Source organism: Streptomyces sp. NPDC001941 (assembly GCF_040296945.1).
Lineage (GTDB): Bacteria > Actinomycetota > Actinomycetes > Streptomycetales > Streptomycetaceae > Streptomyces.
In genome coordinates, this window is sequence record NZ_JBEOYE010000037.1 from 1 (window position 1) to 25682 (window position 25682).

Below are 25682 nucleotides of genomic sequence, written 5' to 3' on the forward strand. Positions count from 1 at the left end.
CCGGTCCTGGGGGCCAGCCCCCAGACCCCCGCTCCTCAAACGCCGGAGGGGCTGGATTTGGCCCGGCGGCTCCGGAGGGGCTGGAAATGACGGGCGCCCCCTCACCCCGTAACAGAAAGGCACCCCCTCTCATGGACCTGGTCATCCGCGACGCCCGCGTCATCGACGGCTCCGGCGCCCCCTCCTACCGCGCCGACATCGCCCTCGACGACGGCCGCGTCGCCGCGATCCGCACCGAGGGCGACGGCCCCCGCCTCTCGGCGCGGCGGAGCGTCGAGGCCGACGGCCTCGCCCTCTCCCCCGGGTTCATCGACATGCACGCCCACAGCGACCTCGCCCTGCTGCGCGACCCCGACCACAGCGCCAAGGCGGCCCAGGGCGTCACCCTGGAGGTGCTGGGGCAGGACGGGCTCTCGTACGCGCCGGTCGACGACCGCACCCTGGCCGAGGTCCGCAGGGCGATCACCGGCTGGAACGGCGACGGTTCGGACGTCGACTTCGACTGGCGCACCGTGGGCGAGTACCTGGACCGGCTGGACCGGGGGATCGCGGTCAACGCCGCGTACCTGATCCCGCAGGGCACCGTGCGGATGTACGCGGTGGGCTGGGACGACCGCCCCGCCACGGAGGCCGAGGTGCGGCGGATGCGGGAGCTGGTGGCCGAGGGGATGGAGCAGGGCGCGGTCGGGATGTCCTCAGGGCTCACCTACACCCCGGGGATGTACGCGGACGACGCCGAACTGACCGAGCTGTGCCGGGTGGTGGCCCGCTACGACGGCTACTACTGCCCGCACCACCGCTCGTACGGCGCCGGGGCCCTGGAGGCCTACCGGGAGATGGTCGACCTCACCCGCAGCGCGGGCTGCGCGCTGCACCTGGCGCACGCCACGATGAACTTCGGGGTGAACGAGGGCAAGGCCCCCGACCTGCTCGCGCTGCTCGACGAGGCGCTGGACGGCGGGGCGGACATCAGCCTGGACACGTACCCGTACACCCCCGGCTGCACCACCCTCGTGGCGATGCTGCCCAGCTGGGCGAGCGAGGGCGGGCCCGAGGCGGTCCTGGCGCGGCTCGCGGACGACGCGACGGCCGAGCGGATCCGGCACGACCTGGAGGAGGTCGGCTCGGACGGCTGCCACGGGGTGCCCATCGAGTGGGACACCATCGAGGTCTCCGGCGTGAGCGACCCTGGCCTGGCCTCCTGCGTCGGCAAGACCATCCAGGAGGCGGCCGGGATGCGCGGCGAGGCCCCCTGGGTCACCGCGCGGCGGCTGCTGCTCGACGACCGGCTGGGCTCGACGATCCTGCAGCACGTCGGGCACGAGGAGAACGTCCGGGCGATCATGCGCCACCGGGTGCACACCGGCGGCAGCGACGGCATCCTGCAGGGCTTCAAGCCGCACCCGCGCGCCTACGGCACCTTCCCGCACTACCTGGGCCACTACGCCCGGGAGCTGGGCATCCTCTCCCTGGAGGAGACCGTGCACCACCTCACCGCGCGCCCGGCCGCCCGGCTGCGGCTGCCCGACCGGGGCCTGGTGCGCGAGGGCTACCGCGCGGACCTGGTGCTCTTCGACCCGGACACGGTGGCGGCGGGCTCCACCTTCGAGGCGCCGCGCACCCTGCCGACGGGCATCCCGCACGTGCTGGTGGACGGGAAGTTCGTGATCGAGGACGGCCGGCGCACCGACGTGCTGGCGGGCAGGTCGGTGCGCCGGACGGCGTGAGGCGTTGCGCCACGAGGAGCCGCGGCGTGGGGCGTTACGGCCTGGGGAGCGTGCAGCCCGGGCGGGTCAGGTCGACCTTGCTGCCGGCGCCTATGCAGGGCACCAGGATGTAGGTCTCCTGGGCGTAGTTGATGCCCTGGCGCACGGTCACGTTGCCGTTCTGGTCGACCTCGCACGGGTTGTTGACCGTGCAGCGCTGGCCGTCCTCGTTGCCGGTGTTGTTGACGGCGACGACCTTGCCGGTCGCGTTGTCGATCACCGGGGAGCCGGAGGTGCCGCCGATGGTGTTGCAGGCCGAGGTGTAGCGCAGCGAGTCCTTCCAGGTCCAGTCGCCCTCCTTGAGGCGGTAGACGAACCCGTCGGCGTTGCAGCTGTAGATCCGCTTCCAGTAGCCGGAGACGACCTTGATCGCGGTGCCCTGGACCGGGTGCGCCGCGTTCAGCTCCAGTGCCTTGATCCCGTAGCTGCTCTGGATCTGCGCGTAGGTGCTGGTCAGCTGGTACAGCGAGACGTCCGTGTCGGTCATCGTGCCGTACGCGATCCTGCTGGCGCGCAGCGTGGCGACCTTGTTGCCCGCCGAGTTGAGCAGGCTGAAGGTGCGGCTGGAGGCGCGGTTGACGACGACCTGGCCGGGGCCGGGCATGCCCGTCTCCAGACAGTGGCCGTTGGAGAGCACCAGCGCCGGGTCGTTCGGCTGCGCGCTCGGCGTGCGCACCACCGATCCCGAGCAGTTGCTCAGCGCCACCGTGCCCGCGAAGTCCACCGCCTTGACCTGGGCCTTGACCTGGGCCTTGGTCTCCGCCGCGGGTGTGGCGGCGGTCGCGGGTGAGGTGGCCGCCGCCGCGCCGATCAGGGCGAGGGCGGTCAGGGCACCGGCGAGAGGCTTGTTCATGTGGGGGTCCCCTCTTGTCGTGCGGGCCGGCATCGCGCACGACGGGATCGCGCACGACGACGTCACACAGGACGAAAAATTGTCATGCGCATTGTTCGGGGACGCGCTCAGGCCGGCAAGGAGTCCTTTTCGGCCACACCGGCCACACCGGTCGCGCGGTCCGCGCCGGACCTCCGCAGCCACAACAGCCCCGCCGCGCACACCAGTCCGGCGAGCACGAAGCCGTACCAGGGGGTGTGGCCGTCGGGCGCGGTCTCGTACGTGAGGGCCGCCGAGAGCACCGCGAGGACCCGGCCCGTCGTGGTGGACCAGGCAGTGGCCGCGACCACCACGGTGCCCCACAGCAGGTACCAGGGCTGCACCATCGGCGACAGCGCGACCAGCGCCAGCAGCGCCAGGCCGAGCGCGTGCACCGGGTCCAGGACCGGGCGCCCGCGCCACGGCCGCAGCGACCGCAGGGCCAGCCACCCGATGACCGCCAGCGCCAGCGCCAGGCCCAGGCTCTGCACCGCGCCCTTCACCGGGTCAGGGTCGGCGCCCAGCAGCACCCGGGCCGCCTGGCCGAGCCCGAGGCCCAGGTCGCTGGAGAGCGACAGGGCGGTGTGGATGGTCCCGGCGACGCTCTGGGTGCGGGCCCAGCCGAGCCCGGTCCCGGCCAGCACGCTCGCCCCGGCGGCCACGGCGGCGGCCACCGCGCCCGGCAGCACGAACGCGCGCACCGCCCGGGACCAGGGCGCGCCCCCGCCGCGCCGCCACACCACCACGCCGACGAACAGCAGGGCCAGGGCGGCCGGGGACTTGACCATGGCGGCGCACGCGATGAGCACCGCGGCCACCGCCCAGCGCCCGCGCAGCGCCCACACCGCGCCGGCCAGCACCAGCCCGGCCATCAGCCCGTCGTTGTGGGTGCCGCCCACGACGTGGATCAGCAGCAGCGGGTTGAGCGCGGCCAGCCACAGCGCCCCGCCCTCGTCGGCGCCCCGCTCGCGGGCCAGCGCGCGCACGCCCCACACGATCAGGGCCAGGGAGGCGACGGCGAACAGCCGGAAGGCGAGCACGGAGGGGACGACGGCGCCGCCGGTGAGCGCCACGACGCCCTTGGCGAGCAGCAGGAACGCGGGGCCGTAGGGGGCGGGGGTGTCGGTCCAGTGCCCGCCGACGCTGGCGGCGGCGTCGGCGCCGCGGCTGTCGGGGGGCAGCACGGAGGGCCCGTCGGTGTAGACGTCGTGGCCCTCCAGGACCATGGCGCCCTGCGCGATGTAGCTGTAGACGTCGGCGCTGTACAGGGGCGGCGCGAGCAGCAGCGGCGCGGACCAGGCGGCGAGGGTGCGCAGCGGGTGCGGGCGGTCCCCCTTCCCGTACCGCCACCAGGCGACCAGGAGCAGGGTGAGGCCGAGGTAGGCGGCCAGCGCGCCCGCGACGGTGACGGCGGTGGAGTGCCCCGTCCACACGCCCCAGGGCTCCCGGACGGGCAGCGCCCCGGCGAACCAGCCGCCGACGGCCACGCCGAAGGACCCGAGCACGCCAAGAAACACCCACATGAGCCCCCAACCTACCGGCGCCCGGGACCCCGGCTGCCCCCGATGCCGGGCGGGGCCGCCCCCACGTGGTCCAAAACACGCCGCGCCCCGGCCCGCGCGGCCGTAAGCTCGCGGGCATGCAGGTCATCCAGTCGACGAAGCTCGCCAACGTCTGTTACGAGATCCGGGGCCCGGTCCTCGAAGAGGCCATGCGGCTGGAGGCGGCGGGGCACCGGATCCTGAAGCTGAACACCGGCAACCCGGCGGCGTTCGGCTTCGACTGCCCGCCCGCGATCCTGGAGGACATGCTCCGCAACCTCAGCGAGTCGCACGGGTACGGCGACGCCAAGGGCCTGCTGAGCGCGCGCCGCGCGGTGATGAGCCACTACGAGACCAAGGGCATCCCGCTCTCGATAGAGGACGTCTACCTGGGCAACGGCGTCTCGGAGCTGATCCAGATGTCGATGCAGGCCCTGCTCGACGACGGTGACGAGGTACTGGTGCCCGCGCCGGACTACCCGCTGTGGACCGCCTCGGTCTCGCTGGCGGGCGGCACGGCGGTGCACTACCGCTGCGACGAGCAGTCCGACTGGATGCCGGACATCGCCGACATCGAGCGCAAGGTGACCGACCGCACCAAGGCGATCGTCATCATCAACCCGAACAACCCCACCGGCGCGGTGTACGACGACGCGATGCTGCGGCAGCTCACCGACGTGGCCCGCCGCCACAACCTGGTCGTCTGCTCGGACGAGATCTACGACAAGATCCTCTACGACGGCACCACGCACACCCCGACCGCGGCCATCGCCCCGGACCTGATGGTGCTCACCTTCAACGGCATGAGCAAGAACTACCGGGTGGCCGGATACCGCTCGGGCTGGATGGCCGTCTGCGGCCCCAAGGCGCACGCCTCCTCCTACATCGAGGGCCTGACGGTCCTGGCGAACATGCGGCTGTGCGCCAACATGCCCGCGCAGCACGCGGTGGCCGCCGCCCTCCAGGGGCGGCAGTCCATCGACGACCTGGTGCGCCCGGGCGGCCGGCTGCTGGAGCAGCGGGACGCGGCGTACCGGGTGCTGACCTCGATCCCGGGCGTGACCTGCGTGAAGCCCAAGGGCGCGCTGTACCTGTTCCCGCGCCTGGACCCGTCCGTCTACAAGATCAAGGACGACCGGCAGATGGTCCTGGACCTGCTGCGGGCCGAGAAGATCATGGTGGTGCAGGGCACCGGCTTCAACTGGCACGAGCCGGACCACTTCCGGATCGTGACGCTGCCCACGGCCAAGGACCTCACCGACGCGATCACCCGGATCGGCAGCTTCCTGGACGGCTACGGCCAGCACTGACGGCCGGCGACGACCGGGCCCGGATCCTTTGCCGAGACTTTCCGACTCCGGACAACTTTAGACTGGATCCAATGTAGGCTGGCCTCCCGAGCTACCGAAGGAGGCCGTCCGTGTACGAACCGATCCGCACCAGGTCCGTCCACTCCACGGCCGAGGCCTCCCGCTTCCCGCACCGCTCCCGCGAGGAGGAGCTGGACATCCAGCTGGCCGGCCACCTCGGCGCGCTGCTCGCCGTCACCGACGAGCTGGGCGACGACCCGGCCGCCGAGCGCATCGCCCAGCAGGTCGCCCGGCTGCGCGGCGCCCCGCCCGCCCGGCACGCCGCCCTGACCGGCTCCTCCCCCACCACCCTGCACCGCCGCGCCCACGCCCTCGCCGGGCGCGCCCTGCTGGTCGCCGCCTCCCGCGCCGACACCGCCGCCGCGATCCTCGCCGCCGAGCGCATGGACGCCCACGCGGCCGCCGTGGCGCCCGCGCAGCCGGCCGCGGCCTCCTGACGGCCCCGGTCCGCGCGCCGCGGAGGTCCGCGGACCGGGTGCCACCCATCTACTGACACGCCTTCAACTGCCGTACCCGTACCGGATCTTGGCGGATATCGATCCGGGACGCGGGCTTCACCTCCCGTACACCCGGACAGCGCCGGAACGTGGGTTTCCGCGAGCAGATTGCCCCCGTGAGACGCATCGTGGGAATCGTCCTGGCGGTGCTGCTGATCGGCGGCGTGGCAGCAGCCGTCGTGGCAGGCCGAGAGAGCCGGGAGACGAGCAACGGCACGGCAACGAAGACCGTGCGAGGAGTGATCGGGTCGGAGAAGGCCGAGTTCTTCGCCGATCCCGAGGTGGTGAAGGCCCTCGCTGCCAAGGGCCTCACCGTGAAGGCGGAGACCGCGGGCTCCTGGGACATGGAGCAACTCCCGCTCAAGGGGTACGACTTCGCGTTCCCCTCCGCCAAGGCCCCGGCCGACGGACTGCGGGCCAGGGCAGGGGCGACCGGCGCGAGCCTGCGGCCCTTCTACTCGCCGCTGGTCGTCGTCGCCCACCGCGCCGCCGCCCGGGTGCTCGCCGACAACGGCCTGGCCACCCTGACCGGCAGCGGCATCGGCACCCTGCGCATGGACGCCTACCTCAAGGCGGCCGCGGCCGACCTCACCTGGCAGCGGCTCAGGGGCGCGGCCGGGCACGCCGAGCTCAGCGGCACCCTGTTCATCACCAGCACCGACCCGGTCGCCTCCAACTCCGGCGCGCTGTACCTGGCCGCCGCGAGCTACGTCGCCGACGGCGGCCGGGTGGTGTCCGACAAGGCCGGCCTCGACCGCACCGCGCCGCTGCTGCGCAAGCTCGTCGCGGTCCAGGGCGCCCAGCAGGCCGGCTCCGACGCGCCGTTCCGCGACTTCATCAGCGGCGTCGGCAACCCGCTGGTCCTGGTGTACGAGTCACAGGTCGCCTCGCTGCTGATGGCCGGGCAGGACGCCGGGGACCTGGTGGTGCTCTACCCGGACACCACCGTCTCCAGCGACCACACCGTCGTACCGCTCACCGACGCGGGACGCGAGCTCGGCGAACTCCTCGGCACCGACCCGGCGCTGCGCCGCCTCGCGGTGCGCCACGGCTTCCGGCCGCAGGGCGCCGCCGCCGAGTTCACCACCGCCACCAAGGCGTACACCGCCCACCTCAACCAGACGCTCACCGGCATCCGCCAGGCGCCCGTGCCCACCAGCGAGGTGCTGCGCACGATGGCCCTGCGGGCCAGGAACCAGGGGGGAACCAACTGATGACCAGGACCGGAGCCCGTGCCCGGGGTGCGGCGGCCGTCCTGCTGCTCGCCCTGCTCACCGCCTGCACCTCCACCTCACCGCCGCCCGGCGGGAAGGACACCCGGCCCCCGGCGCCGAACGGCACCCTGCGGGTGCTGGCCTCCTCCGAGCTCGCCGACATGAAGTCCGTGCTCGACGAGGCCGAGAAGGCCACCGGCGTGCGCGTCGAGACGACCTACGCGGGCACCCTGGACGCCGTGGACCAGGTCGCCTCCGGCCGCGCCGGGAAGCACTACGACGCCGTGTGGCTGGCCTCCAACGACTACCTGCGGCTGCGCCCGGGCATCGGCGGCCGGATCACCGGAGAGACCCCGCTGATGACCTCGCCGGTCGCGCTCGGCGTGAAGCCCGCGGTCGTCGCCCGGCTCGGCTGGAAGCCCGCCGAGGTCACCTGGGCCCAGGTCCACCAGGCCGTCGCCGCCGGGAAGCTGACGTACGGGATGACCGACCCGGCGCGCTCCAACTCCGGCTTCGCGGCGCTGGTCTCGGTGGCCTCCGCGCTCTCGGGGGCGCAGTCGGCGCTGACCGACGCGGACGTGGCGCGGGCCACCCCGAAGCTGAAGGAGTTCTTCGCCGGGCAGAAGCTGATCTCCGGCTCCTCGGGCTGGCTGGCCAGTGCCTACGCCCGGCGCGGCACCGTGGACGCCCTGGTCAACTACGAGTCCGTACTGCTCAGTCTGAACCGCGACAGCGGGAGCGGGCTCACCGTCATCAGGCCCCGGGACGGCGTGGTCACCGCCGACTACCCGCTCACCCTGCTCGCCACCGCCTCCCCCGCCGCCAAGGAGGCCGCCGGGGCGCTGACCCGGCACCTGCGCTCCCCGGCCGCCCAGCAGGAGATCACCGAGCGCACCCTGCGCCGCCCGGTGGTGCCCGGGGTGCGCCCGGCCGCCGCGATCGCCGCCGACGCCCGCCGCGAACTGCCCTTCCCCGGCACCCGCTCGGTGGCCGACGGTCTGCTGCACGGCTACGAGAACCGGCTGCGCCGCCCCTCGCGGACCGTGTACGTCCTGGACACCTCCGGCTCCATGGAGGGCGACCGGCTGGCCCGGCTGAAGCGGACGCTGACCGCGCTCACCCCGGACTTCCGCGAGCGCGAGGAGGTGACCCTGATGCCGTTCGGCTCCCGGGTCAAGCAGGTGCGCACCCACCGGGTGGAGCCGGGCGACCCGCAGCACGCGCTGACCGCGCTGCGCGCCGACGTAGCGGCGCTGTCCGCGCAGGGCGACACGGCCGTGTTCAGCAGCCTGCAGGAGGCGTACGAGCACTTGGGCCCGCTGGACGGCTCGGCGTTCACCTCGATCGTGCTGATGACGGACGGCGAGAACACCACGGGCGCCGACGCCTCCGACTTCGACGGCTTCTACCGGGCGCTCTCCGCCGACCGGCGCGAGACGCCGGTGTTCCCGATCCTGTTCGGCGACTCCGACCGGGCCGAGCTCCAGCACATCGCCGACCTCACCGGCGGGCGCCTCTTCGACGCCACGCACGGCTCGCTGGACGGGGCGTTCGAGGAGATCCGTGGCTACCAGTAGGGGCAGGCGGTTCGTCGCGTACCTGGAGTCGCGCAAGAACCTCGCCGGCAGCGCCTGCGGCCTGCTCGGCCTGGGCCTGACCTTCACCGGTCTGGCCGGCGCCTACTGGCCGGTGGTGGTGGCCGGGCTGTACGGCGCGGGCGCGCTGGTCGCCCCGCCGGACCGGCCCGGCGCACCGCGCTTCCCCACCCCGTCCGAGCAGCTCGACGCCCTGCGCGCCGACTTCGCGACGCTGCGGGAGTACCTCGCCCGGGTGGAGCTGCCGCCGGCCGCCGCCGAGCCGCTGGGCCTGCTCGACCAGGCCCTGGAGCGGCTGCTGGACCCGGGGCCCGCGGCGGACGGCCTGGCCGGCGACCCCGGGGGCCTGCACGTGGTCGGCCGGGTGATCAGGGACGACGTGCCCGAGGCGGTGGACGCGTACGTGCGCACCCGCTGGTGGGAGCGGGTCGCCTCCGGCGCCGTCACCGCCGAGGACCACCTGGCCCGTCAGCTGCGCGCCCTGCTCGGCCAGGCGGTCGCGGTCGCCGGGGGACTGCGCGACGCGGAGGCGCTGCGCCAGGAGGCGCACACCCGGTACGTGGAGGGCACGACCCCGGACGCCCACCGGCCCCCGGAGCCGTGAGGGGGCTTCCGGGGGCCGGATGGGGTGTCGTGGCGGACCGTCGTGACCCCACTGGTCAGGGCGGCGTTTCGGGGCAGCCCGCCACGAGTTCGTACGGGACTCAGCCCAGGCGCTTCACCAGCGCGTGGTACTCGTCCCACAGCTCCTTCGGGGTGTGGTCCCCGAAGGTGTTGAGGTGGTCGGGCACCAGGGCGGCCTCCTCGCGCCACACCTCGGTGTCGACCTTCAGCAGGAAGTCGAGGTCCTCGGCGGGCAGGTCGAGCCCGTCCGTGTCCAGGGACTCCACGGTGGGCAGCACGCCGATCGGCGTCTCGACGCCCTGGGCGCGGCCGTCCAGCCGCTCCACGATCCACTTCAGGACGCGGCTGTTCTCACCGAAGCCGGGCCAGACGAACTTGCCCGCGTCGTTCTTGCGGAACCAGTTCACGTAGTAGATCTTGGGCAGCTTGGCGGCGTCGGCGTTCTGGCCCACCTTGATCCAGTGGCCCATGTAGTCGCCCATGTTGTAGCCGCAGAACGGCAGCATGGCGAACGGGTCGCGGCGCAGCTCGCCGACCTTGCCCTCGGCGGCGGCCGTCTTCTCGGAGGCGACGTTGGCGCCGAGGAAGACGCCGTGCTGCCAGTCGAAGGACTCCGTCACCAGCGGGACCGCGGAGGCGCGGCGCCCGCCGAAGAGGATCGCCGAGATCGGCACGCCCCTGGGGTCCTCCCACTCCGGCGCCGCGATCGGGCACTGGGCGGCCGGGACGGTGAAGCGGGCGTTGGGGTGGGCGGCCGGGGTCCCCGACTCCGGGGTCCAGTCGTTGCCCTTCCAGTCGGTCAGGTGCGCCGGGGACTCCTCGGTCATCCCCTCCCACCAGACGTCGTTGTCGTCGGTGAGCGCGACGTTGGTGAAGACCGCGTTGCCCCACAGGGTCTTCATGGCGTTGGCGTTGGTGTGCTCGCCGGTGCCGGGGGCGACGCCGAAGAAGCCGGCTTCCGGGTTGATCGCGTACAGCCGCCCGTCCTCGCCGAAGCGCATCCAGGCGATGTCGTCGCCGATGGTCTCCACCGTCCAGCCGGAGACGGTGGGCTCCAGCATGGCGAGGTTGGTCTTGCCGCAGGCGCTCGGGAAGGCCGCCGCGACGTACTTGGACTCGCCCTGCGGCGGGGTGAGCTTGAGGATCAGCATGTGCTCGGCGAGCCAGCCCTCGTCGCGCGCCATCACGGACGCGATGCGCAGGGCGTAGCACTTCTTGCCGAGCAGCGCGTTGCCGCCGTAGCCGGAGCCGTACGACCAGATCTCGCGGGTCTCCGGGAAGTGCGAGATGTACTTGGTGGAGTTGCACGGCCAGGGCACGTCCTGCTCGCCCGGCGCGAGGGGGGCGCCGAGGGTGTGGACGGCCTTGACGAAGAAACCGTCCTCGCCGAGCTCGTCGAGGACCGGCCGGCCCATCCGGGTCATGGTGCGCATGGAGACGGCGACGTAGGCCGAGTCGGTGATCTCGACGCCGATGGCGGAGAGCGGCGAGCCCAGCGGGCCCATGCAGAACGGGACGACGTACATGGTGCGCCCTCGCATGGAGCCGCGGAAGATCCCCCGCTCCCCCGCGAAGAGCTCCTTCATCTCCGCCGGGGCCTTCCAGTGGTTGGTCGGCCCGGCGTCCTCCTCCTTCTCGGAGCAGATGAAGGTGCGGTCCTCGACCCGGGCGACGTCGGTCGGGTCGGACGCGGCGTAGTACGAGTTGGGGCGCTTGATCTCGTCGAGCTTCTTGAAGGTGCCCTTGGCGACGAGCTCCCCGCACAGGCGCTCGTACTCGGACTCGGAACCGTCACACCAGACGACGCTGTCCGGCTGCGTTATCGCTGCGATCTCGTCGACCCAGGAGATCAGCTCCTGATGACGGGTGGGGACGGTGCTGGGAGCCGCGTTGTCGCGCGCCACGGTTGCTCCTATTCGAGGGGTTTTCAGGTGTATGCCCCGTGGGGGCCGCGACCCGGACGCTGCTGATCCGCTCATCCGGTGTCGCCCGCACTCATTTGATCATCCGACCGAAACGCGCAGATGTCCAGAGGGCCTCTCACGTGAGCATGGCCACTCATACGCGTTACCTACGGTTCCGTAGGTACCATTCGCCCATGACTACTGCGGTGCCCGAAGTGGCCGAGACACCCGCTCCGGTGAAGCCCCGACTCCGCGGCTGGCTGCACGCGGGCATGTTCCCCGCGGTCGTCATCGCCGGCGTCTTCCTCACCGCGCTGGCCGATTCCACCCGGGGCCGGATCGCCTGCGCGGTGTACGTCCTCACCGCCTGCCTGCTGTTCGGGGTCAGCGCCCTCTACCACCGGGGGAACTGGGGTCCGCGGGCGAACGCGGTCCTGCGCCGGCTCGATCACGCCAACATCTTCCTGATCATCGCGGGCACCTATACCCCGCTGACGATGCTCCTCCTGCCCGACTCCACCGGGCGGGTGCTCTTGTGGGCGGTCTGGGCGGCAGCGGTGGCGGGGATCGCCTTCCGGGTGTTCTGGGTCGGCGCGCCCCGCTGGCTGTACACCCCCTGCTACATCGCGATGGGCTGGGCGGCGGTCTTCTTCCTGCCCGAGTTCATGCGCAAGGGCGGCATCGCGGTGCTCGTCTGCGTGATCGTCGGCGGGCTGCTCTACAGCGCCGGCGGAGTGATCTACGGCATCAAGCGCCCGAACCCCTCGCCGCGCTGGTTCGGCTTCCACGAGGTGTTCCACTCGCTGACGCTGGCCGCGTTCGTGGTGCACTACGTGGGCATCTCGCTGGTCGCGTACCAGCACTCGTAGGAGCACTCGTCGGAGCACTCGCGGCGGCACTCGTAGGGCCGGATCCGGCCGGACGGCGCCACAATGGCCCCATGGCTCCCCCGACTCCCCCGCCCCCGCCGGGGCTGCGCGAGCGCAAGAAGCTGAAGACCCGCGCCGCGATCCGCGGCGCCGCCCACCGGCTGATCGCCGCGCAGGGCTGGGAGGCGACCACCGTCGAGCAGATCGCCCGGGAGGCCGACGTCTCCCCCTCGACGGTCTTCCGCTACTTCCCGGCCAAGGAGGACATCGTCCTCGCCGACGAGTACGCGACGCTGATCGCCGACGCCCTGCGGCTGCGCCCGGCGGACGAGCCGCCCCTGCAGTCGCTGCGGGTCGTCGTCCTGGCCGCGGTGCGCGCCGTACTGGCCGCCGAGGAGGCGGAGGTCGCCCAGCGCGCCCGGCTGATGACGGAGGTCCCCTCGGTGCGCGCCCGGGTCGCCGAGGCCACTGCCCGGGCCTCCCGCGTCCTGGCGGCGGCCCTCGCCGAGCGGGCGGGCCGGGCCCCGGACGACCTGGAGGCGCGGGTCTTCGCGGCGGCGGTGCTCGGGGCCCTGACCGAGACGGCGCTGTGCTGGGCGGAGGACGGCAGGCGACAGGACCTCCCGGCGCTGCTCACCCGCGCCCTGGACCGGCTGGGCGCGGGGCTGCCCCTGTAGCGACCGCCCCGCGCCCCCGGTCCCGGTGCCGCTACCGGGCGTCCCCCTTGCCGCAGGCCAGTCCGTCGCGGTCGCGGTCCAGGCCCAGCGGGTCGTCCTTGCCGTTCACCTTCAGGCGCCCGTAGTCGTGCGCCTTCAGCCACCCGCACCGCGCCTTGCCGGTCGCCGCGACCTGCGGCGGGAAGGCCGTCGGGACGCACACGTTGGCCGTGCCGTAGTGCCGGTCGCAGCCCGCCACCCGGGGGCTGACCGGGGCCGAGTCCCGCTTCTTCGGGTTCTTCTTCGGCTTCGCCGCGAGCGCGGACGCGAAGTCGTGGGCGTGCGCCCCCGCCTCGGCCCGTGCCGCCATCGCGGGCGGTCCGCCCAGGTGGACCCACTGGGCCACCGACGGCACCCCGTTGGCGTCGACCGCGAAGAGCATGTACCAGCCGGGCGGCGCCAGGTTGGGGTTGCTGGTGACGTTGAGGTCGATGTTGTTGCCGTCCACGCCCAGCGGCAGGTCCACGAACCGCTGGTTGGGGTCGGAGGAGTGGGTGACCGCGGCCGGGCGGATCAGCTCCGCCTTGGCGATCGGCCGGTCCACGGTGATGCGCTGCACGTCCCCGTAGTTCCACTCGCTGTCGATCACCGAGGTGATCTTCGGCCGGGCGCCCTTCAGCAGGTACGGCGGCGTGTAGACGGACACGTTGTGGTTGTACGTCCCGTTGCCCGGATTGTCGCCGACCGCCATCACCCGGCCGTCGGGCAGCAGGAACGCCGAGGAGTGGTACGTCCGCGGCACCGGGTCGGCGGCGAGCCCGGACTCGTACGTGTTGGTCACCGGGTCGAAGAAGGACACCTCGTAGACCGGGTCGGCGCGGTCGTGCAGCCCGCCGCCGGTCTCCAGGACCTTGCCGTCGGGCAGCAGCACCGCGGAGACGTACATCTTGCCCTCGTCACCGGTCTGCGGGCGCTTGCCGGTGCCGGTGTCCACCTGGCCCTGCGGCAGCGGCGGGCCCGCCGTGTACTGGGGGCTGGGCTGCTTGAGGTCGATGATGTCGGTGAGCCGGTTGGCGGCCGGGTTGGACTCGTTGTTGCCGCCGCCGACCGTCAGCACCCGCTGGTCCTGCGCCGGGGGCAGCAGCACGCTGGCGCTCTCGTCGCGCTCGTCCTTCTTCCGCAGCCCGGGCACGTCGGTGACGGTGTTCGCGTCGTAGTCGTAGACCGAGGCGCCGGTGCCGGGGGTGCCGTTGCCGAAGGTGTGGCTGCCCGAGTAGAAGAGGCGGCCGTCCTGCATCAGGATCATCGACGGGTACAGGCCCCAGTACGACCAGGTCTGGTTGACCTCGTTCATCGGCAGCCACCTGCCCTGCTGGGCGGAGAACCGCTCGGCGGTCACGTTCCCGGTGGAGTCCTCCTTCAGGCCGCCGAAGGAGATCACGTCGCCGTTGCCCAGGATCGTCGCCGAGGGGTACCAGTGCCCGTCGTGCAGGTCGTTGGTCTTGGTGTACTTCTCGGTCGCGGGGTCGAAGACGTACGAGTCCTTCAGCCCCTGGTAGCCGATCCTGCCGTCCGCCGACGGGTAGCCCTTGTTGCCGCTCATCACCAGCACCCGGCCGTCGGACAGCTGCACGTGCCCCGCGCAGAACATGTCCACGGGCGTGGGGATCGTCTTGTACGTGCCCGCGACCGGGTCGTACACGGCGGAGGTGAAGGTCCCGGCGGCGAACATCGACGGGTCGTTGCCGGAGCCCGCGATCAGCAGCACCTTGCCGTTGCGCAGCACCACCGAGTGCATCGAGCGCACCGGGTTCTTCACCGGCAGCACGTCCCAGCGGCCCTTGGCGCACTCCTCGGCGGTGCCCGTGCACACCGGGTCCGGCGCGGGCGGGGTGACCTCCTCCATCACGTAGTCGTCGGTGGTGACGCTGCCCGTGCCGAAGACGGAGACGCCCCAGGCGATCCGGTCCGTGCCGGGCGGGACGACCGGGGTGCGCACCTCGGCGCGCGTCCAACTACCCCGCATGTCGAGGGTCTTGAGGTCGGTCCAGTACTGCCAGCCCGCCGTGGCGTCGTGCCGGAAGAGGGTGACGGCGGTGTCCGGGGTGGTCGACTTGTACCAGAGGGACAGGTCGTACTGCTTCTCGGGCACCACGGGCGGGGCACAGGCCGCCGACTCCGTGATCAGCGCCTTGCGGTCGCCGTCCAGGCGCCGGGTGAGCTCGACCTTCATGGCCGCCGTGCCGGTGTGCGCGTCGGCGGTCGTGGTGAACGTGAAGTCGTTGTCGCCCCAGCCGGACCTCTCCCAGCAGTGCGGCATGCCGTCGGTGCCGGGGGTCTCGAACCCCGGGTTCTTGATCAGGTTGGTCCCCGCCACGGCGGGCTGCGGCACGGCCATGAGCAGCGCGCCGGCCATGCCGGCCGCGGCCAGCAGGGCCGTCCTCGCGCGCCGCCGGGCGCCGCTGACTCCGCGTCGTCTCACGCGGTCCTCCTTCCCGGGCGGCCCGGGCGGGCCGCCGGCGTGGTGGCGCGCAGCCCGGCCAGGTGGCGCAGGAAGCGCAGGCCCTCGCGCAGCGTCGACTTGGACTCGCCCGCGAACCGCTCCCGGAACCGGAAGGGCACCTCGGCGACCTTCAACGGCGCGTTGCGCACGGCGAGTTCGAGCAGGATCTTGTAGCCGAGCGGTCGCAGCGACTCCACCGCGACCGCGCCCCGGCGCAGCGCGAAGAAGCCGCTCATCGGGTCGCTGATCCCGGCCAGCGCCCCCGGGAAGAGGGCCTTGGCCAGCAGGGTGGAGGCGCCGGAGACGGCGACCCGGTAGCCGCCGGACAGGCCGGCGCGGCTGCCGCCGGACAGGTAGCGGCTGGCGACGACCAGGTCGGCGCCCTCCTTCTCGCCGGTGGCGACCAGGTCGGGCACCAGGTCCGGCGGGTGCTGGAGGTCGGCGTCCATCACGACGACCCAGTCGCCGTCCACGGCCCGCAGCCCCTCGACGACCGCGCCGCCGAGGCCGCCCTCGGGGGCGTCGCGGTGGAGGACGGCGACCGGGAAGGGGCAGTCGCGGGCGGCGTCGGCGATCACGGCCGGGGTGTCGTCGGTGGAGTCGTCGACGAACAGCACCTCGCAGGGCAGCCGGTGCGGCACGGCCGCGGCGATGCGCCGCAGCAACTCCCGTACGTTCGCCGCCTCGTTGAAGGTCGGTACGACGACGGTGACGGTCGTCGCCCCGGTCCCCGCGCCGGTCTCCGCGCCGGTCACCGGGCCGCCCCGGCCACCCGGCGGATCTCGATGCGGTCCTCGCCCTCGCCGAAGGTGGCCACCGGCCGCGAGTGCTCCAGGGTGTCGCGGACGGTGGGCAGGGTCGGCGCGTCGCGCCGCACGGTCGGCGTGGACACCACGTAGTCCAGGTCGCGCCAGCCGTGCGGCAGCGTCTTCACCACCGCCGGGTCCAGGTCGGCCTTGTAGAACCAGATGGCGCCGGGACCCGGCCGGTAGCCCGCGTGGACCAGGTCGAGCCAGAGCGCGTCGTCGACCAGGACGCGGGTGCGCGCCGGGTCGGGCACCTCGGTGGCCAGCCAGCCGGCGGCGGCCCGGTAGCCGGAGTTGGCGTCGGCGGTCAGGGCGGTGCGCCCGCCCTCGTACCAGCGCGGCGCGACGTACGCGACGGCGGCCAGCGCCAGGGCGGCGGCCAGCGCGCGGCGCGCCGGGAGCAGGCGCGGCGCCACCTCGCCCCGGCTGAACACGGCGTGGGCGACGCTGGCGGCGCCCCCGGCGAGCAGCAGCGCCAGGAAGGGCAGCGCCTGGATGACGTACATCGCGGGCAGGTAGCCGCTGGGGCGCAGGGCGACGACGGTGAGGACCACCACGGCGAGCGCGGGCCCGGCGAGCGCCCGGGCGGTCACCGACCAGCGCAGGGTGAGCAGGATCAGCGCGGCGCCCGCGAGGCCGCCGAGCGGCAGCACGTGGTCGTAGTAGAGCCAGGAGCGCAGCACCTCGTTCGAGCCGCTGCCGGGGTCGAGGATGAACCCGGAGCCGGGGCGGCTCATCTGGTACGTGATGCCCTCCCACAGCGACACGTGCCCGGCCCCCGGCCACAACTCGCCCTTGAGCAGGGCGAAGAGCGGGTAGGAGAAGCCGATCAGGACGCACGCGGTGACCGCGCCGGTGACCGCGAACTTGCGGGTGTCGCGGTGGCTGTGGCGCCACATGGTGACCAGCAGGGCGGGCAGGACGACGAGCATCGTCTCCTTGGTGAGCACGCCGACGGCCGCGGCGACCCCGGCCCCGAAGTGGTGCCACAGGTCGCGGTTGGGCGAGGCGGCCAGGCAGAAGGCGAACAGCATCCACATCACGGCGATGTTGTCGAGGAAGATCTCCCGCTGGAGCACCACGGCCAGCGGCGAGAGCCCGAACAGCGCCATGGCGAGCCCGGCGGCCCAGCGCGGCAGCCAGAGCCGGCGCGCCAGCACGTACAGCAGGACCGCGCTGGCGGCGCTGACCACCAGCATCGCGCCGCGCATCGCGCCGACGGTCATGGACTCGGGTGCGAACAGCGAGGGGATCCAGGTGAGGACCGCCAACTGCAGCCAGCCCAGCGGCGGGTGGTCGTACCAGTACGTGTAGTGGGCGAGCCCCTTGCCCTGCTGGACGGCCCACGCCTGGGAGAGGTAGGTGCCCTCGTCGTCGCTGAAGGCCGGGTAGTGCTGGATGTTCCAGCCCTGCACCAGCAGGACCGCGACCAGCACCGCCCCGCACAGCAGCAGGTCGGGGCGGGAGCTGCGGAAGCGGACGTAGGGGCGGACGGTGACGACGCGCTTGGGGTCGGGGGCGCGGTGCGCGCGGTGGCGGACCGGGGCGGGCCCGGGGGCCGCGGGCAGGGTCGAGGTCACGCGTGCACGTCCTCTCTGGAGTCTCTGCTCTGTCCGGCCGTCCCGGTCGTCCCGGCTCCGTCCGCCAGGTGGGCGCCGACGTGGCTGGTCAGCTCCCAGCCCCGCTGGCCGCGCTGCTCGCGCCAGACGGCGCGCAGCGCGGCGCCGGCCAGGAGCACCTGGTAGAAGGGGCCGCCCACGACGAGCTTGAGGTAGTGCGCGAGGCGGACGCGCAGGCCGTACTGGACGCCGAAGTCGTGCAGTCCGACGACCTCGAAGACGAAGGTCACCATGGCCGTGATGAGCGGCAGGAAGGTGAGGAAGGCGACGGCGACGGGCACGTCGAGGAAGAGCGCGACGGCCACGTTGAAGGGGATGACCAGGCCGGTGAAGGCCTGCATGAACGGCGTCATCAGGGTGTAGCGGGCGAGCATCCGCTGGCCCAGGGTGGGCAGCCGCTTCCAGTCCTTCTTGCGGTAGACCTGGAGGAACCCCTGGTTCCAGCGGGTGCGCTGCTTGAGCAGGCTGACCAGGGTGCCGGGGGTCTCCTCGCGGGTGACCATGTCGGCGTCGTAGGCGACGACCACGCGCTTGCCGGTGCTGGACAGCCGTACGCCCAGGTCGCAGTCCTCGGCCAGGCACTCCGGGTCCCAGCCGCCGGCCTCGCGCAGCACCGTGGTGCGCACGAAGACGGTGTTGCCGCCGAGCGGGATGAAGCCCTTCGCGGCGTGCAGGTGCAGCCGGGAGCGGAACCAGAAGAAGTACTCCAGGCAGTTGCGCAGCGCGTACCAACTGGAGTGGAAGTTGATCAGCTGCACGCCGCCCTGGACGACGTCGGCGCCGGTCTCGCGGAAGGCGTGGTCGACGTGGGCGAGCAGCTCGGGGTGGACCTGGTCCTCGGCGTCGAAGACGCCCACCACGTCGCCCCGGCAGTACGGCAGCGCGGTGTTGAGGGCCTTGGGCTTGTTCTTGGTGGCGTGGGTGTCGACGACGACCCGGACCCGGCCGGGGTCGCGGGCGGCGGCCCGCTCGGCGACCTCGGCGGTCTCCGGGTCGTCGTGCCCGACGATCACGATGATCTCGAAGTCGCGGTGGCTGGATTCGAGCAGCCGCTGGACCGTGTGCTCCAGGACGAGTTGCTCGTGGCGCGCGGGCAGCAGCAGCGAGAAGGCGAGCCGGCCCGCGTCGGTCGGCCTCTCGAATCGGGTGGCGGCCAGCGTCTCCGGCGTGCGCCAGGCGTGCATCTGCCACCACAGCGTGAACGCGGCCATCGCGAAGAGGGCGAGCGAGACGGCGGCTATGAGCCCCGGTACCAACAAGAAAGGTCCCCCCTTGGACCCCCTGGACCCGCGTGCGCGCAGGCGTCATCGCCGTGCGCGGTACGAGTCGATCCCCACCTAAGAGTCCGCACCCACCGGCCCGCGCGCGGCTCCCCAGACGCGCACGGACCACGGTCAACTCGTCGTGACCTGGACTTTAGGTGGGGAGTATGACACTCCGGAGCACCGTTGTTAAAGGGTTGGTTTCCCGGGTCAGTCGGTGAGTTTCCGGGCGAGTGCGGCGGCGTCGGCGGTGGGTGCGTCGCACACGAAGTGCCGGCAGACGTACGCGGTAGGCCGCCCGTCGATCTCCGTACGGTCCCTGAGCAGCGGGAACTCATCCGCGCCAACTGGCCCGAAAGCGACCACGGCACCGGGCGCCGGGCTCAGCCAGGCGGTGCGCAGCAGCTCCCGGGCGGCCGGGTCGCCGGCCGCGCCGACCACCGCGACCTCGCGCGGCCCGTCGAGCAGCGCCTCGGCGGCGGCCAGGCCCCAGCCGATGAACCGGGGCGCGCGCGGGCCGAGCGCCTTGACCACGCCGAGGGCCTGCTCGGCGGCGGTGCGGTGCGGCTCGGAGCCGGTGTGCGCGGCGTAGCTCAGCAGGGCCGCGGCGGCGGCGGTCCAGCCGGACGGGGTGGCGCTGTCGGTGGGGTCCTGGGGGCGGCGGATGAGCTGCTCGGCGTCGTGCGCGGTGTCGTAGAGGGCGCCGCCCTCCGCGACGAACTGGTCGAGCACGATGTCCAGCAGGAAGCCCGCGAATTCCAGCCACACGCCCTCGCCGGTGACGGAGGCCAGCGCCAGGAAGCCCTCGGCGACGTCCGCGTAGTCCTCCAGGACGCCCGCGTTGCTGCCGGCCCGGCCGTCCCGGGAGGTACGGGTGAGCCGGGCGCCCTCGTCCAGGTGCAGCCGGACCAGCAGGTCGGCCGCCTCGGTGGCCCGCTCCACCAGGTCGGGCCGCTCGAAGCAGGCCCCGGCCTCGGCGAGCGCGGCGACGGCGAGCCCGTTCCAGGCGGCCACCACCTTGTCGTCCCGCCCGGGCCGCACCCGCTCCTCGCGCGCGGCCAGCAGCCGGGCCCGCACGTCGGCGAGCCGGTCGGCGTCCACGGGCCCGGTGTCCCGGGGCAGCTGGAGGACGGAGGAGCCGTGCTCGAAGGTGCCCTCGTCGCTGACGCCGAAGCAGCGGGCGGCGAAGGCGGCGTCGTCCTCGCCGAGCGCGTCCGCCAGCTGCGCGGGGGTCCACGCGTAGAAGGCGCCCTCGACGTGCGCGCCGGTCCCGTCGTCGCTGTCGGCGTCCAGCGCGGAGGCGAACCCGCCCTCGGGGGTGCGCAGTTCGCGGACCATGAAGTCGGCGGTCTCCAGGGCCACGCGCCGGGCGAGGGCGGACCCGGTCACCTTCCACAGGTGCGTGTAGACCCGGCACAGCAGCGCGTTGTCGTACAGCATCTTCTCGAAGTGCGGCACGATCCACTCGCGGTCCACGGAGTAGCGCGCGAAGCCGCCGCCGAGCTGGTCGTAGATGCCGCCGCGGGCCATCGCCTCGCAGGTGTCGGCGGCCATCTGCAGCGCGCCCTCGGCGCCGGTGCGCACGTGGTGGCGCAGCAGGAACTCGACCGCCATGGACGGCGGGAACTTGGGCGCGCCGCCGAAGCCGCCGTGCGCCGGGTCGTACTCCCGGGTCAGCCCGAGCAGCGCCTGCGCCAGCTCCTCCTCGCCCGGCGACCCGTCCCCGCCGTGCGCGAGCGACCGCCCGGCCAGGTCCCGCACGATCTTCGCGGCCACCTCGGCAACCTCCTCGCGCCGCCCGTCCCAGGCGGCGACGACGCCCTCCAGCACCTCGCGGAAGGAGGGCGAGCCGTGCCGGGGCTCGGGCGGGAAGTAGGTGCCGAAGTAGAACGGCTCGGCGTCGGGCGTCAGGAACACGGTCATCGGCCACCCGCCGTGCCCGGTGGCGGCCTGCACGGCCTCCATGTACACGGCGTCGACGTCGGGCCGCTCCTCGCGGTCGACCTTCACGGCGACGAACCGCTCGTTGAGGTACGCGGCGGTGGCCTCGTCCTCGAAGGACTCGTGGGCCATGACGTGGCACCAGTGGCACGAGCTGTACCCCACGCTGAGCAGCACGGGCACGTCACGCTCGCGCGCCTCGGCGAAGGCGGCCTCTGACCAGGGCCACCAGTCGACGGGGTTGTCGGCGTGCTGGAGCAGATAGGGGGACGTCTCGTCGGCCAGTCGGTTCGGCATGCCCCCATCCTGCCGGACACCCGGGGGGATCCGTGGAGGCCCTCCGGACGGGCGGCGGGGCCGCCCCGGACAGTAGGCTGGCCCCAGCATCGCCGAACCCGCCGAGGCCCCTCCCGAGGAGGTACACCATGAGTGCCGAGATGGTGGCGCCCGCGTGGATGCACCTGCAGATCAGCGCGGAGGAGTACGACTCCTGGTCCGCCGAGCAGTGCGCCGGCATCGAGATCGTGGACGGAATGGTCGTCGTGAGCCCGAGCGCGTCCAAGCGGCACAACCGGCTGGCCCGGATCCTGGCGAACGCGCTGGACGCCGCGGCGGGCCCGGACTGGAACGCCGACACGGACTTCGACGTCCGGCTCCAGGACGTCCCGCTCACCAACCGCCGCCCGGACGTCGTCGTCTACCGCGCGGACACCCTGGACGTCACGCCCACCCGGCCCGAGCACGTCCTGCTGGTCGTCGAGGTCGTGTCGCCCGGTTCGGAGACCACCGACCGGGTCGTGAAGGTCGACCAGTACGCCAAGGCGGGCATCCCCTTCTACTGGCGGGTCGAGCAGGCCGCCACCGGCGTCCCGATCGTCTACACCTACGTACGCGACCCGGCCACGAACGCCTACCGGGACGGCGGGGTGTTCACCGGCACGGTGAAGGCCGCCGCACCGTTCCCCGTCACCGTCGACCTCGGCGCCCTCTGACGCCACGCGCGCCCCCGGCCGCACGGTCCGCGCGGAAGGCGTAGTTCCGGTGGTGGCCTCGCGTTGGGTGTCGATCCGCAGGAGACTTGGGCTCGCAACCTAGCGGAGGGGGAGCCACATGCGGGACAGCCATCGCGCCGATGCCGAGCGGCTGTTGGTGCGCGCGGTGGAGGAGGAGGTGCGCCGCAGCGGTGGGCGCGCCGACTCGGGGACGCTGCTGGCGCGGGGTCGGGCCGCGCTGGACGCACTGGCGGAGGCCGCGCGCGAGGAGTACGCGGCGTACGAGAGGGCCCTGGACGCGGCGGAGGCGGAGCTCCAGCCGCTGGCCGGGCGCTTCAGCAAGGAGCGGATGTCGACTCCCGTACTGGTGACGGGGGTCGCCGCCGTCGTGGCGGTGGGCGCGGACGTCGCGCTCGGGACCGGGGCGGGCACCGCGTTCGGCGCGGGCGCCGCCGTCGCCGTCGCCGGGGCCGCCGCCACCGTGCTCAAGGCGACCGCCGGGCACTGGCCGGCCGCGCACCGCAGGGCCGGTGCGCTGGCGCAGCCCGGCGGGGTGGAGCAGCTGCGGCTGCAGTGGCTGGCCGCGCTGGAGGTGCGGGGCATCCGCCCCTTCCTCGATCAGCAGCGCATGCTGGCCAGCCGGACCCCGCCGCCCAAGAAGTCGACGGCGCCCGCGCTGCGCAAGGACCGCAGCGCGACGGCCAGGACCCGGAACCTGCTGGAGCAGTCCTTCCAGCAACTGCCCGCCACCGAGGGCGTGTTCGCCGGGCGGCGGCGCGAGATGGAGCAGCTCGGCCAGTGGGTGCGGGCCGGCCGCGCCGCCACCACGACCCGGCCCACCGTGGTCGTGCTGCACGGCGATCCTGGCTCCGGGCGGACCACCCTGGCCGTGCGGGCCGCGCTGCACCTGCGCGACCAGTTCCGCGGCGCCTGCGTGGTCGACCTGCGCGGCGCCAGCCGGGACGAGCCGCCGCTCGCCACCCGCGACGCGCTGCTGCACCTGCTCAACCGGCTCGGCGCCCCGCGCGAGCAGCTGCTCTTCCGCGACGGCGCCTCCACCGGGCGTCCGGTGCCGGGCAGCGGCGAGCAACAGGAGCGCAGGCTCGCCGAGTTGTACCACCAGCACCTGACCGGGCTGCCGGTCGTGGTCGTCCTGGACGACGCGCACGACGCCGCGCAGGTGCGCACCCTGGTCCCGGAGCGCTCCGACAGCCTGGTGCTCGTCACCGCGCGCCACCCGCTGGACCTGGGCGCGGACGTGGCGGCCCGGGTGCACCAGCTGCCGGTCGAGGCGCTGGGCCCGGCCGGTACGGAGGAGCTGCTGCGGGCCGTCGCCCAGGGGGCGGACGAGGGCCCCTACGACGGCGAAGCCGCCGAGCGCGTACGGGAGTTGTGCGGCGGCCTGCCGCTGGCGCTGAAGATCGCCGGGTCCTCGGAGGGCAAGCGGTCCACCGCCGAGCTGGCCCGGACGCTGTCCGCGGTCGGGCAGGCCGGGGACCCGGTGGAGCGGGCCCTGTGGGCGCGCTACGGCGAGGACCTCAGCGAGCCGGGCCGGCGGCTGCTGCGCCGGCTCGCGCTGGCCGGGCGCGCCTCGCTGGGCGCGGCGGCGGGCGCGGCGCTGCTCGCCGCCGAGGAGCAGGAGGCGGCCGGACTGCTGCGGGAGCTCGCGGCGGCGGGCCTGCTGGACCGGGTGCGGGGCGACCGCTACCGGCTGCACGACGCGGTGCGGGCCTTCGCGGCGGCCCGGCTGCGCACCGAGGAGGAGCCCGCCGAGACCGCCGCCGCGCAGGAGCGGCTGATCCAGAACTACGCGGAGCTGGCCGACGCGGTGATCCGCATGGTGGACGGCAAGATGTCCACCCGTACCGGCCAGTTCGGCGGGCACGGCTTCCCGTCCCTGGAGGCGGCGCTGCGCTGGCTGGACGACGAGTCCAGCTTCATCACCGCCGCCCTGCGGCACGCCGAGGGCGTGGACCAGCAGGCGGTCCTGGACCTGCTGGGCGCGCTGTGCGACTACTGCCTGCTGCGCGGCGACCTCTACCGGCTCGGCGAGATCACCGAGCTGACCGAGGCCGTCGACCAGGGGCTGCTGATGCGCTCGGTGCAGTGGCGCACCGGCATCGCGGCCCGGCAGCTGGGCGAGCTGGACAAGGCCCGCACCACGCTGACCTCGGTGGTCTCGCTCTACCAGCAGGCCCACCAGGACGCGGGCGCGGCGCTGGCCCTGTGCTCGCTCGGCATCACGCTGCACCACCAGGGCAACCTCACCGAGGCCGCGGTCCGGCTTCGCGAGGCCCTGGCGCTGCAGGCGGCGCCGGAGCTGGCCGCCGACCGGGGCTGGACGCTGCACGCGCTGGCGGCCGTCGAGCGGGACCGGGCCAACCTGGCCGAGGCGCTGACCCTGCTGACGACCGCGCTGGCGCTGCACCGCGAGAGCGAGTCGCTGCACGGCGAGGCCTGGTCGCACTTCCAGTACGGGCAGGTGGCGCTGCGCATGGGCGACGTGCCGCGCGCCGAGTCGGAGCTGCGGGACGCGCTGGAGCTGTACGGGCGCACCCGCGACGAGCGCGGCGAGGCATGGGCGATGACGCAGCTGGCCAGGGCCCGGCTGGTGGACGGCGATCCGGGCGCGGCCGTGGACCGGCTGCGCCAGGCGCTGTCGCGCCACCGGGACCAGGAGGACGCGCGCGGCGAGGCGTGGACCCTGTACTACCTGGGCCAGGCGCTGGAGGAGCGCGGGGACCGGGACCAGGCGGTGCGGGAGCTGGAGCGGGCCCGCACGATGTTCTCGCGGATGCGGGACGTGTACGGGCTGGCCTGCGCCCGCCACCACTCGGGCCGGGTCACCCGCGACCAGCTCGCCGCCCGCACCGGCAACCTGCGCAACTCCGGGTTCGCCCGGCAGCTCCTGGTGGACGCGCGCGCCGACTTCCGGCGCATCGGGGTGGCCCACGGCGAGGCGTGGACGTGCCTGGAGCTGGCGGTCGTGGACGGCGGCAACGCCAAGGCGGCGCAGGCGCTGGAGCTGTGCGCGGAGGCGGACGCGCTGTTCGTCTCGTACGGCGACCGGCGCGGCTCGGACTGGGCCCGCTTCCTGCGCTGCACGCTGCTGCCGTACGCCTCGGCGGGCGGGGTGGAGGTCGGCACGGTCGTCGCCCAGGAGGAGCTGGCGGGGCTGCGGTCGGCCGGGCACCCGGCGCGCGACGCGGCGCTCCAGGACGCGGCGCAGACGTACGCGCTGGTGCTGGAGCGCGGGGTGCGGCTGGAGGAGGGCTGGCGCGCGTGGCAGCTCGGCCTCACGCCCACCCGCCACTCCCGCGAGATCATGGGGGTGCCGCTGGAGCAGGCGGCGCCGTAGCGGAACCGGCGCCGTCGCGGAACCCGCACCGGGGCCGGAGCCCATGGCTCCGGACCCGGTGTGCTGCTCCTACTTCCCCGGGCCCGGCTTCGGCGCCGGGGACGGGGTCCCCGGCTCGGGGGCCTCTTCGAAGTCGACGCGGCCCATGTGGCGGTTCATGGACTTCATCAGCAGCCAGACCGCGACCGCGAGGACCGCGAAGACGACGAAGCCCAGGACGCCGGGCGTCACCTTGTTCTTGTCGAGCTCCTCGGCGGCGAGGACGAGCTGGGGCAGTGCCTGGTGTGCGCTCAT

General features: G+C 73.5%; 18 protein-coding genes and 1 pseudogene. 10 read left to right on the plus strand and 9 right to left on the minus strand.

Annotated features, from left to right (window positions below; translation table 11 throughout):
* The first annotated feature begins 131 nt into the window (after positions 1-131).
* The gene (locus ABT160_RS23790; protein ID WP_351649774.1) at positions 132-1727 is read left to right on the plus strand and encodes an N-acyl-D-amino-acid deacylase family protein; all 1596 of its coding nucleotides are present in this window, start codon (positions 132-134) and stop codon (positions 1725-1727) included.
* 34 nt (positions 1728-1761) lie between these two features.
* On the opposite strand, the gene ABT160_RS23795 is transcribed toward ABT160_RS23790, so the two are convergent.
* Both ABT160_RS23795 and mptB read right to left on the minus strand, forming a co-directional pair.
* Entirely contained in the window at positions 1762-2619 is an 858-nt protein-coding gene (locus ABT160_RS23795; RefSeq protein WP_351649775.1) for a S1 family peptidase, read from the minus strand.
* A gap of 107 nt (positions 2620-2726) precedes the next feature.
* Positions 2727-4160 (minus strand): polyprenol phosphomannose-dependent alpha 1,6 mannosyltransferase MptB, encoded by a 1434-nt coding sequence (gene mptB, locus ABT160_RS23800; RefSeq protein ID WP_351649777.1) that lies wholly within the window; start codon positions 4158-4160, stop codon positions 2727-2729.
* 116 nt (positions 4161-4276) lie between these two features.
* Here mptB and ABT160_RS23805 point away from each other — a divergent pair, with 116 nt between their 5' ends.
* The 5 genes from ABT160_RS23805 (at position 4277) to ABT160_RS23825 (ending at position 9458) form a co-directional block, all read left to right on the plus strand.
* Complete coding sequence (locus tag ABT160_RS23805) at positions 4277-5488, plus strand: pyridoxal phosphate-dependent aminotransferase (protein WP_351649778.1); 1212 nt, start codon at positions 4277-4279, stop codon at positions 5486-5488.
* A 110-nt stretch (positions 5489-5598) separates the two neighbouring features.
* Complete coding sequence (locus ABT160_RS23810) at positions 5599-5985, plus strand: SCO4983 family protein (RefSeq protein WP_351649779.1); 387 nt, start codon at positions 5599-5601, stop codon at positions 5983-5985.
* A 149-nt stretch (positions 5986-6134) separates the two neighbouring features.
* Positions 6135-7259, plus strand: coding sequence for a hypothetical protein (locus tag ABT160_RS23815; RefSeq protein ID WP_351649780.1), 1125 nt, complete (start codon positions 6135-6137; stop codon positions 7257-7259).
* A complete protein-coding gene (locus tag ABT160_RS23820) occupies positions 7259-8836 on the plus strand; it encodes a substrate-binding and vWA domain-containing protein (protein ID WP_351649781.1) in 1578 nt (525 codons plus the stop codon). Before ABT160_RS23815 ends, ABT160_RS23820 begins: the two co-directional genes overlap by 1 nt.
* Entirely contained in the window at positions 8823-9458 is a 636-nt protein-coding gene (locus tag ABT160_RS23825; protein WP_351649782.1) for a hypothetical protein, read from the plus strand. The genes ABT160_RS23820 and ABT160_RS23825 overlap by 14 nt, the downstream gene beginning before the upstream one ends.
* 100 nt (positions 9459-9558) lie before the next feature.
* Here ABT160_RS23825 and ABT160_RS23830 read toward each other — a convergent pair whose 3' ends face one another.
* The gene (locus ABT160_RS23830; RefSeq protein ID WP_351649783.1) at positions 9559-11382 is read right to left on the minus strand and encodes a phosphoenolpyruvate carboxykinase (GTP); all 1824 of its coding nucleotides are present in this window, start codon (positions 11380-11382) and stop codon (positions 9559-9561) included.
* Between the two features lie 194 nt (positions 11383-11576).
* Here ABT160_RS23830 and trhA point away from each other — a divergent pair, with 194 nt between their 5' ends.
* Together trhA and ABT160_RS23840 are read left to right on the plus strand one after the other, a co-directional pair.
* On the plus strand, positions 11577-12251 hold the full coding sequence (trhA, locus tag ABT160_RS23835; RefSeq protein ID WP_351649784.1) for a PAQR family membrane homeostasis protein TrhA: 675 nt from the start codon (positions 11577-11579) through the stop codon (positions 12249-12251).
* 71 nt (positions 12252-12322) lie between these two features.
* Positions 12323-12928, plus strand: a complete 606-nt coding sequence (locus ABT160_RS23840; RefSeq protein ID WP_351649785.1) for a TetR/AcrR family transcriptional regulator — start codon at positions 12323-12325, stop codon at positions 12926-12928.
* A 31-nt stretch (positions 12929-12959) separates the two neighbouring features.
* Here the strand turns inward: ABT160_RS23840 and ABT160_RS23845 are convergent, their stop codons facing one another.
* From ABT160_RS23845 to ABT160_RS23865, 5 genes and pseudogenes are all read right to left on the minus strand, one after another.
* Positions 12960-15323, minus strand: a complete 2364-nt coding sequence (locus ABT160_RS23845; RefSeq protein ID WP_351649840.1) for a galactose oxidase family protein — start codon at positions 15321-15323, stop codon at positions 12960-12962.
* Positions 15324-15415: 92 nt separating this feature from the next.
* Positions 15416-16165: pseudogene (locus ABT160_RS23850) on the minus strand (polyprenol monophosphomannose synthase); the annotation flags it as partial.
* Entirely contained in the window at positions 16162-17796 is a 1635-nt protein-coding gene (locus ABT160_RS23855) for an ArnT family glycosyltransferase (protein WP_502984288.1), read from the minus strand. The gene ABT160_RS23855 and the pseudogene ABT160_RS23850, both read right to left, overlap by 4 nt.
* Positions 17793-19046, minus strand: coding sequence for a glycosyltransferase (locus ABT160_RS23860; RefSeq protein ID WP_351649842.1), 1254 nt, complete (start codon positions 19044-19046; stop codon positions 17793-17795). The genes ABT160_RS23855 and ABT160_RS23860 overlap by 4 nt, the downstream gene beginning before the upstream one ends.
* Before the next feature lie 261 nt (positions 19047-19307).
* Positions 19308-21335: a thioredoxin domain-containing protein gene (locus ABT160_RS23865; protein ID WP_351649786.1), complete on the minus strand. Its 2028-nt coding sequence runs from the start codon at positions 21333-21335 to the stop codon at positions 19308-19310.
* Between the two features lie 128 nt (positions 21336-21463).
* Between ABT160_RS23865 and ABT160_RS23870 the strand changes: the two genes are divergently transcribed.
* Both ABT160_RS23870 and ABT160_RS23875 read left to right on the plus strand, forming a co-directional pair.
* A complete protein-coding gene (locus ABT160_RS23870) occupies positions 21464-22030 on the plus strand; it encodes a Uma2 family endonuclease (protein ID WP_351649787.1) in 567 nt (188 codons plus the stop codon).
* 118 nt (positions 22031-22148) lie between these two features.
* Complete coding sequence (locus ABT160_RS23875; RefSeq protein ID WP_351649788.1) at positions 22149-25388, plus strand: tetratricopeptide repeat protein; 3240 nt, start codon at positions 22149-22151, stop codon at positions 25386-25388.
* A 69-nt stretch (positions 25389-25457) separates the two neighbouring features.
* On the opposite strand, the gene ABT160_RS23880 is transcribed toward ABT160_RS23875, so the two are convergent.
* Entirely contained in the window at positions 25458-25682 is a 225-nt protein-coding gene (locus ABT160_RS23880) for a hypothetical protein (protein ID WP_351649789.1), read from the minus strand.

Coding starts and splice junctions, on each gene's coding strand:
- trhA (WP_351649784.1), top strand. CDS start 11,577: ATGACTACTGCGGTGCCCGAAGTGGCCGAGACACCCGCTCCGGTGAAG.
- ABT160_RS23795 (WP_351649775.1), bottom strand. CDS start 2,619: ATGAACAAGCCTCTCGCCGGTGCCCTGACCGCCCTCGCCCTGATCGGC.
- ABT160_RS23875 (WP_351649788.1), top strand. CDS start 22,149: ATGCGGGACAGCCATCGCGCCGATGCCGAGCGGCTGTTGGTGCGCGCG.
- ABT160_RS23845 (WP_351649840.1), bottom strand. CDS start 15,323: ATGGCCGGCGCGCTGCTCATGGCCGTGCCGCAGCCCGCCGTGGCGGGG.
- ABT160_RS23820 (WP_351649781.1), top strand. CDS start 7,259: ATGACCAGGACCGGAGCCCGTGCCCGGGGTGCGGCGGCCGTCCTGCTG.
- mptB (WP_351649777.1), bottom strand. CDS start 4,160: ATGTGGGTGTTTCTTGGCGTGCTCGGGTCCTTCGGCGTGGCCGTCGGC.
- ABT160_RS23840 (WP_351649785.1), top strand. CDS start 12,323: ATGGCTCCCCCGACTCCCCCGCCCCCGCCGGGGCTGCGCGAGCGCAAG.
- ABT160_RS23865 (WP_351649786.1), bottom strand. CDS start 21,335: ATGCCGAACCGACTGGCCGACGAGACGTCCCCCTATCTGCTCCAGCAC.
- ABT160_RS23880 (WP_351649789.1), bottom strand. CDS start 25,682: ATGAGCGCACACCAGGCACTGCCCCAGCTCGTCCTCGCCGCCGAGGAG.
- ABT160_RS23805 (WP_351649778.1), top strand. CDS start 4,277: ATGCAGGTCATCCAGTCGACGAAGCTCGCCAACGTCTGTTACGAGATC.
- ABT160_RS23790 (WP_351649774.1), top strand. CDS start 132: ATGGACCTGGTCATCCGCGACGCCCGCGTCATCGACGGCTCCGGCGCC.
- ABT160_RS23860 (WP_351649842.1), bottom strand. CDS start 19,046: ATGGCCGCGTTCACGCTGTGGTGGCAGATGCACGCCTGGCGCACGCCG.
- ABT160_RS23870 (WP_351649787.1), top strand. CDS start 21,464: ATGAGTGCCGAGATGGTGGCGCCCGCGTGGATGCACCTGCAGATCAGC.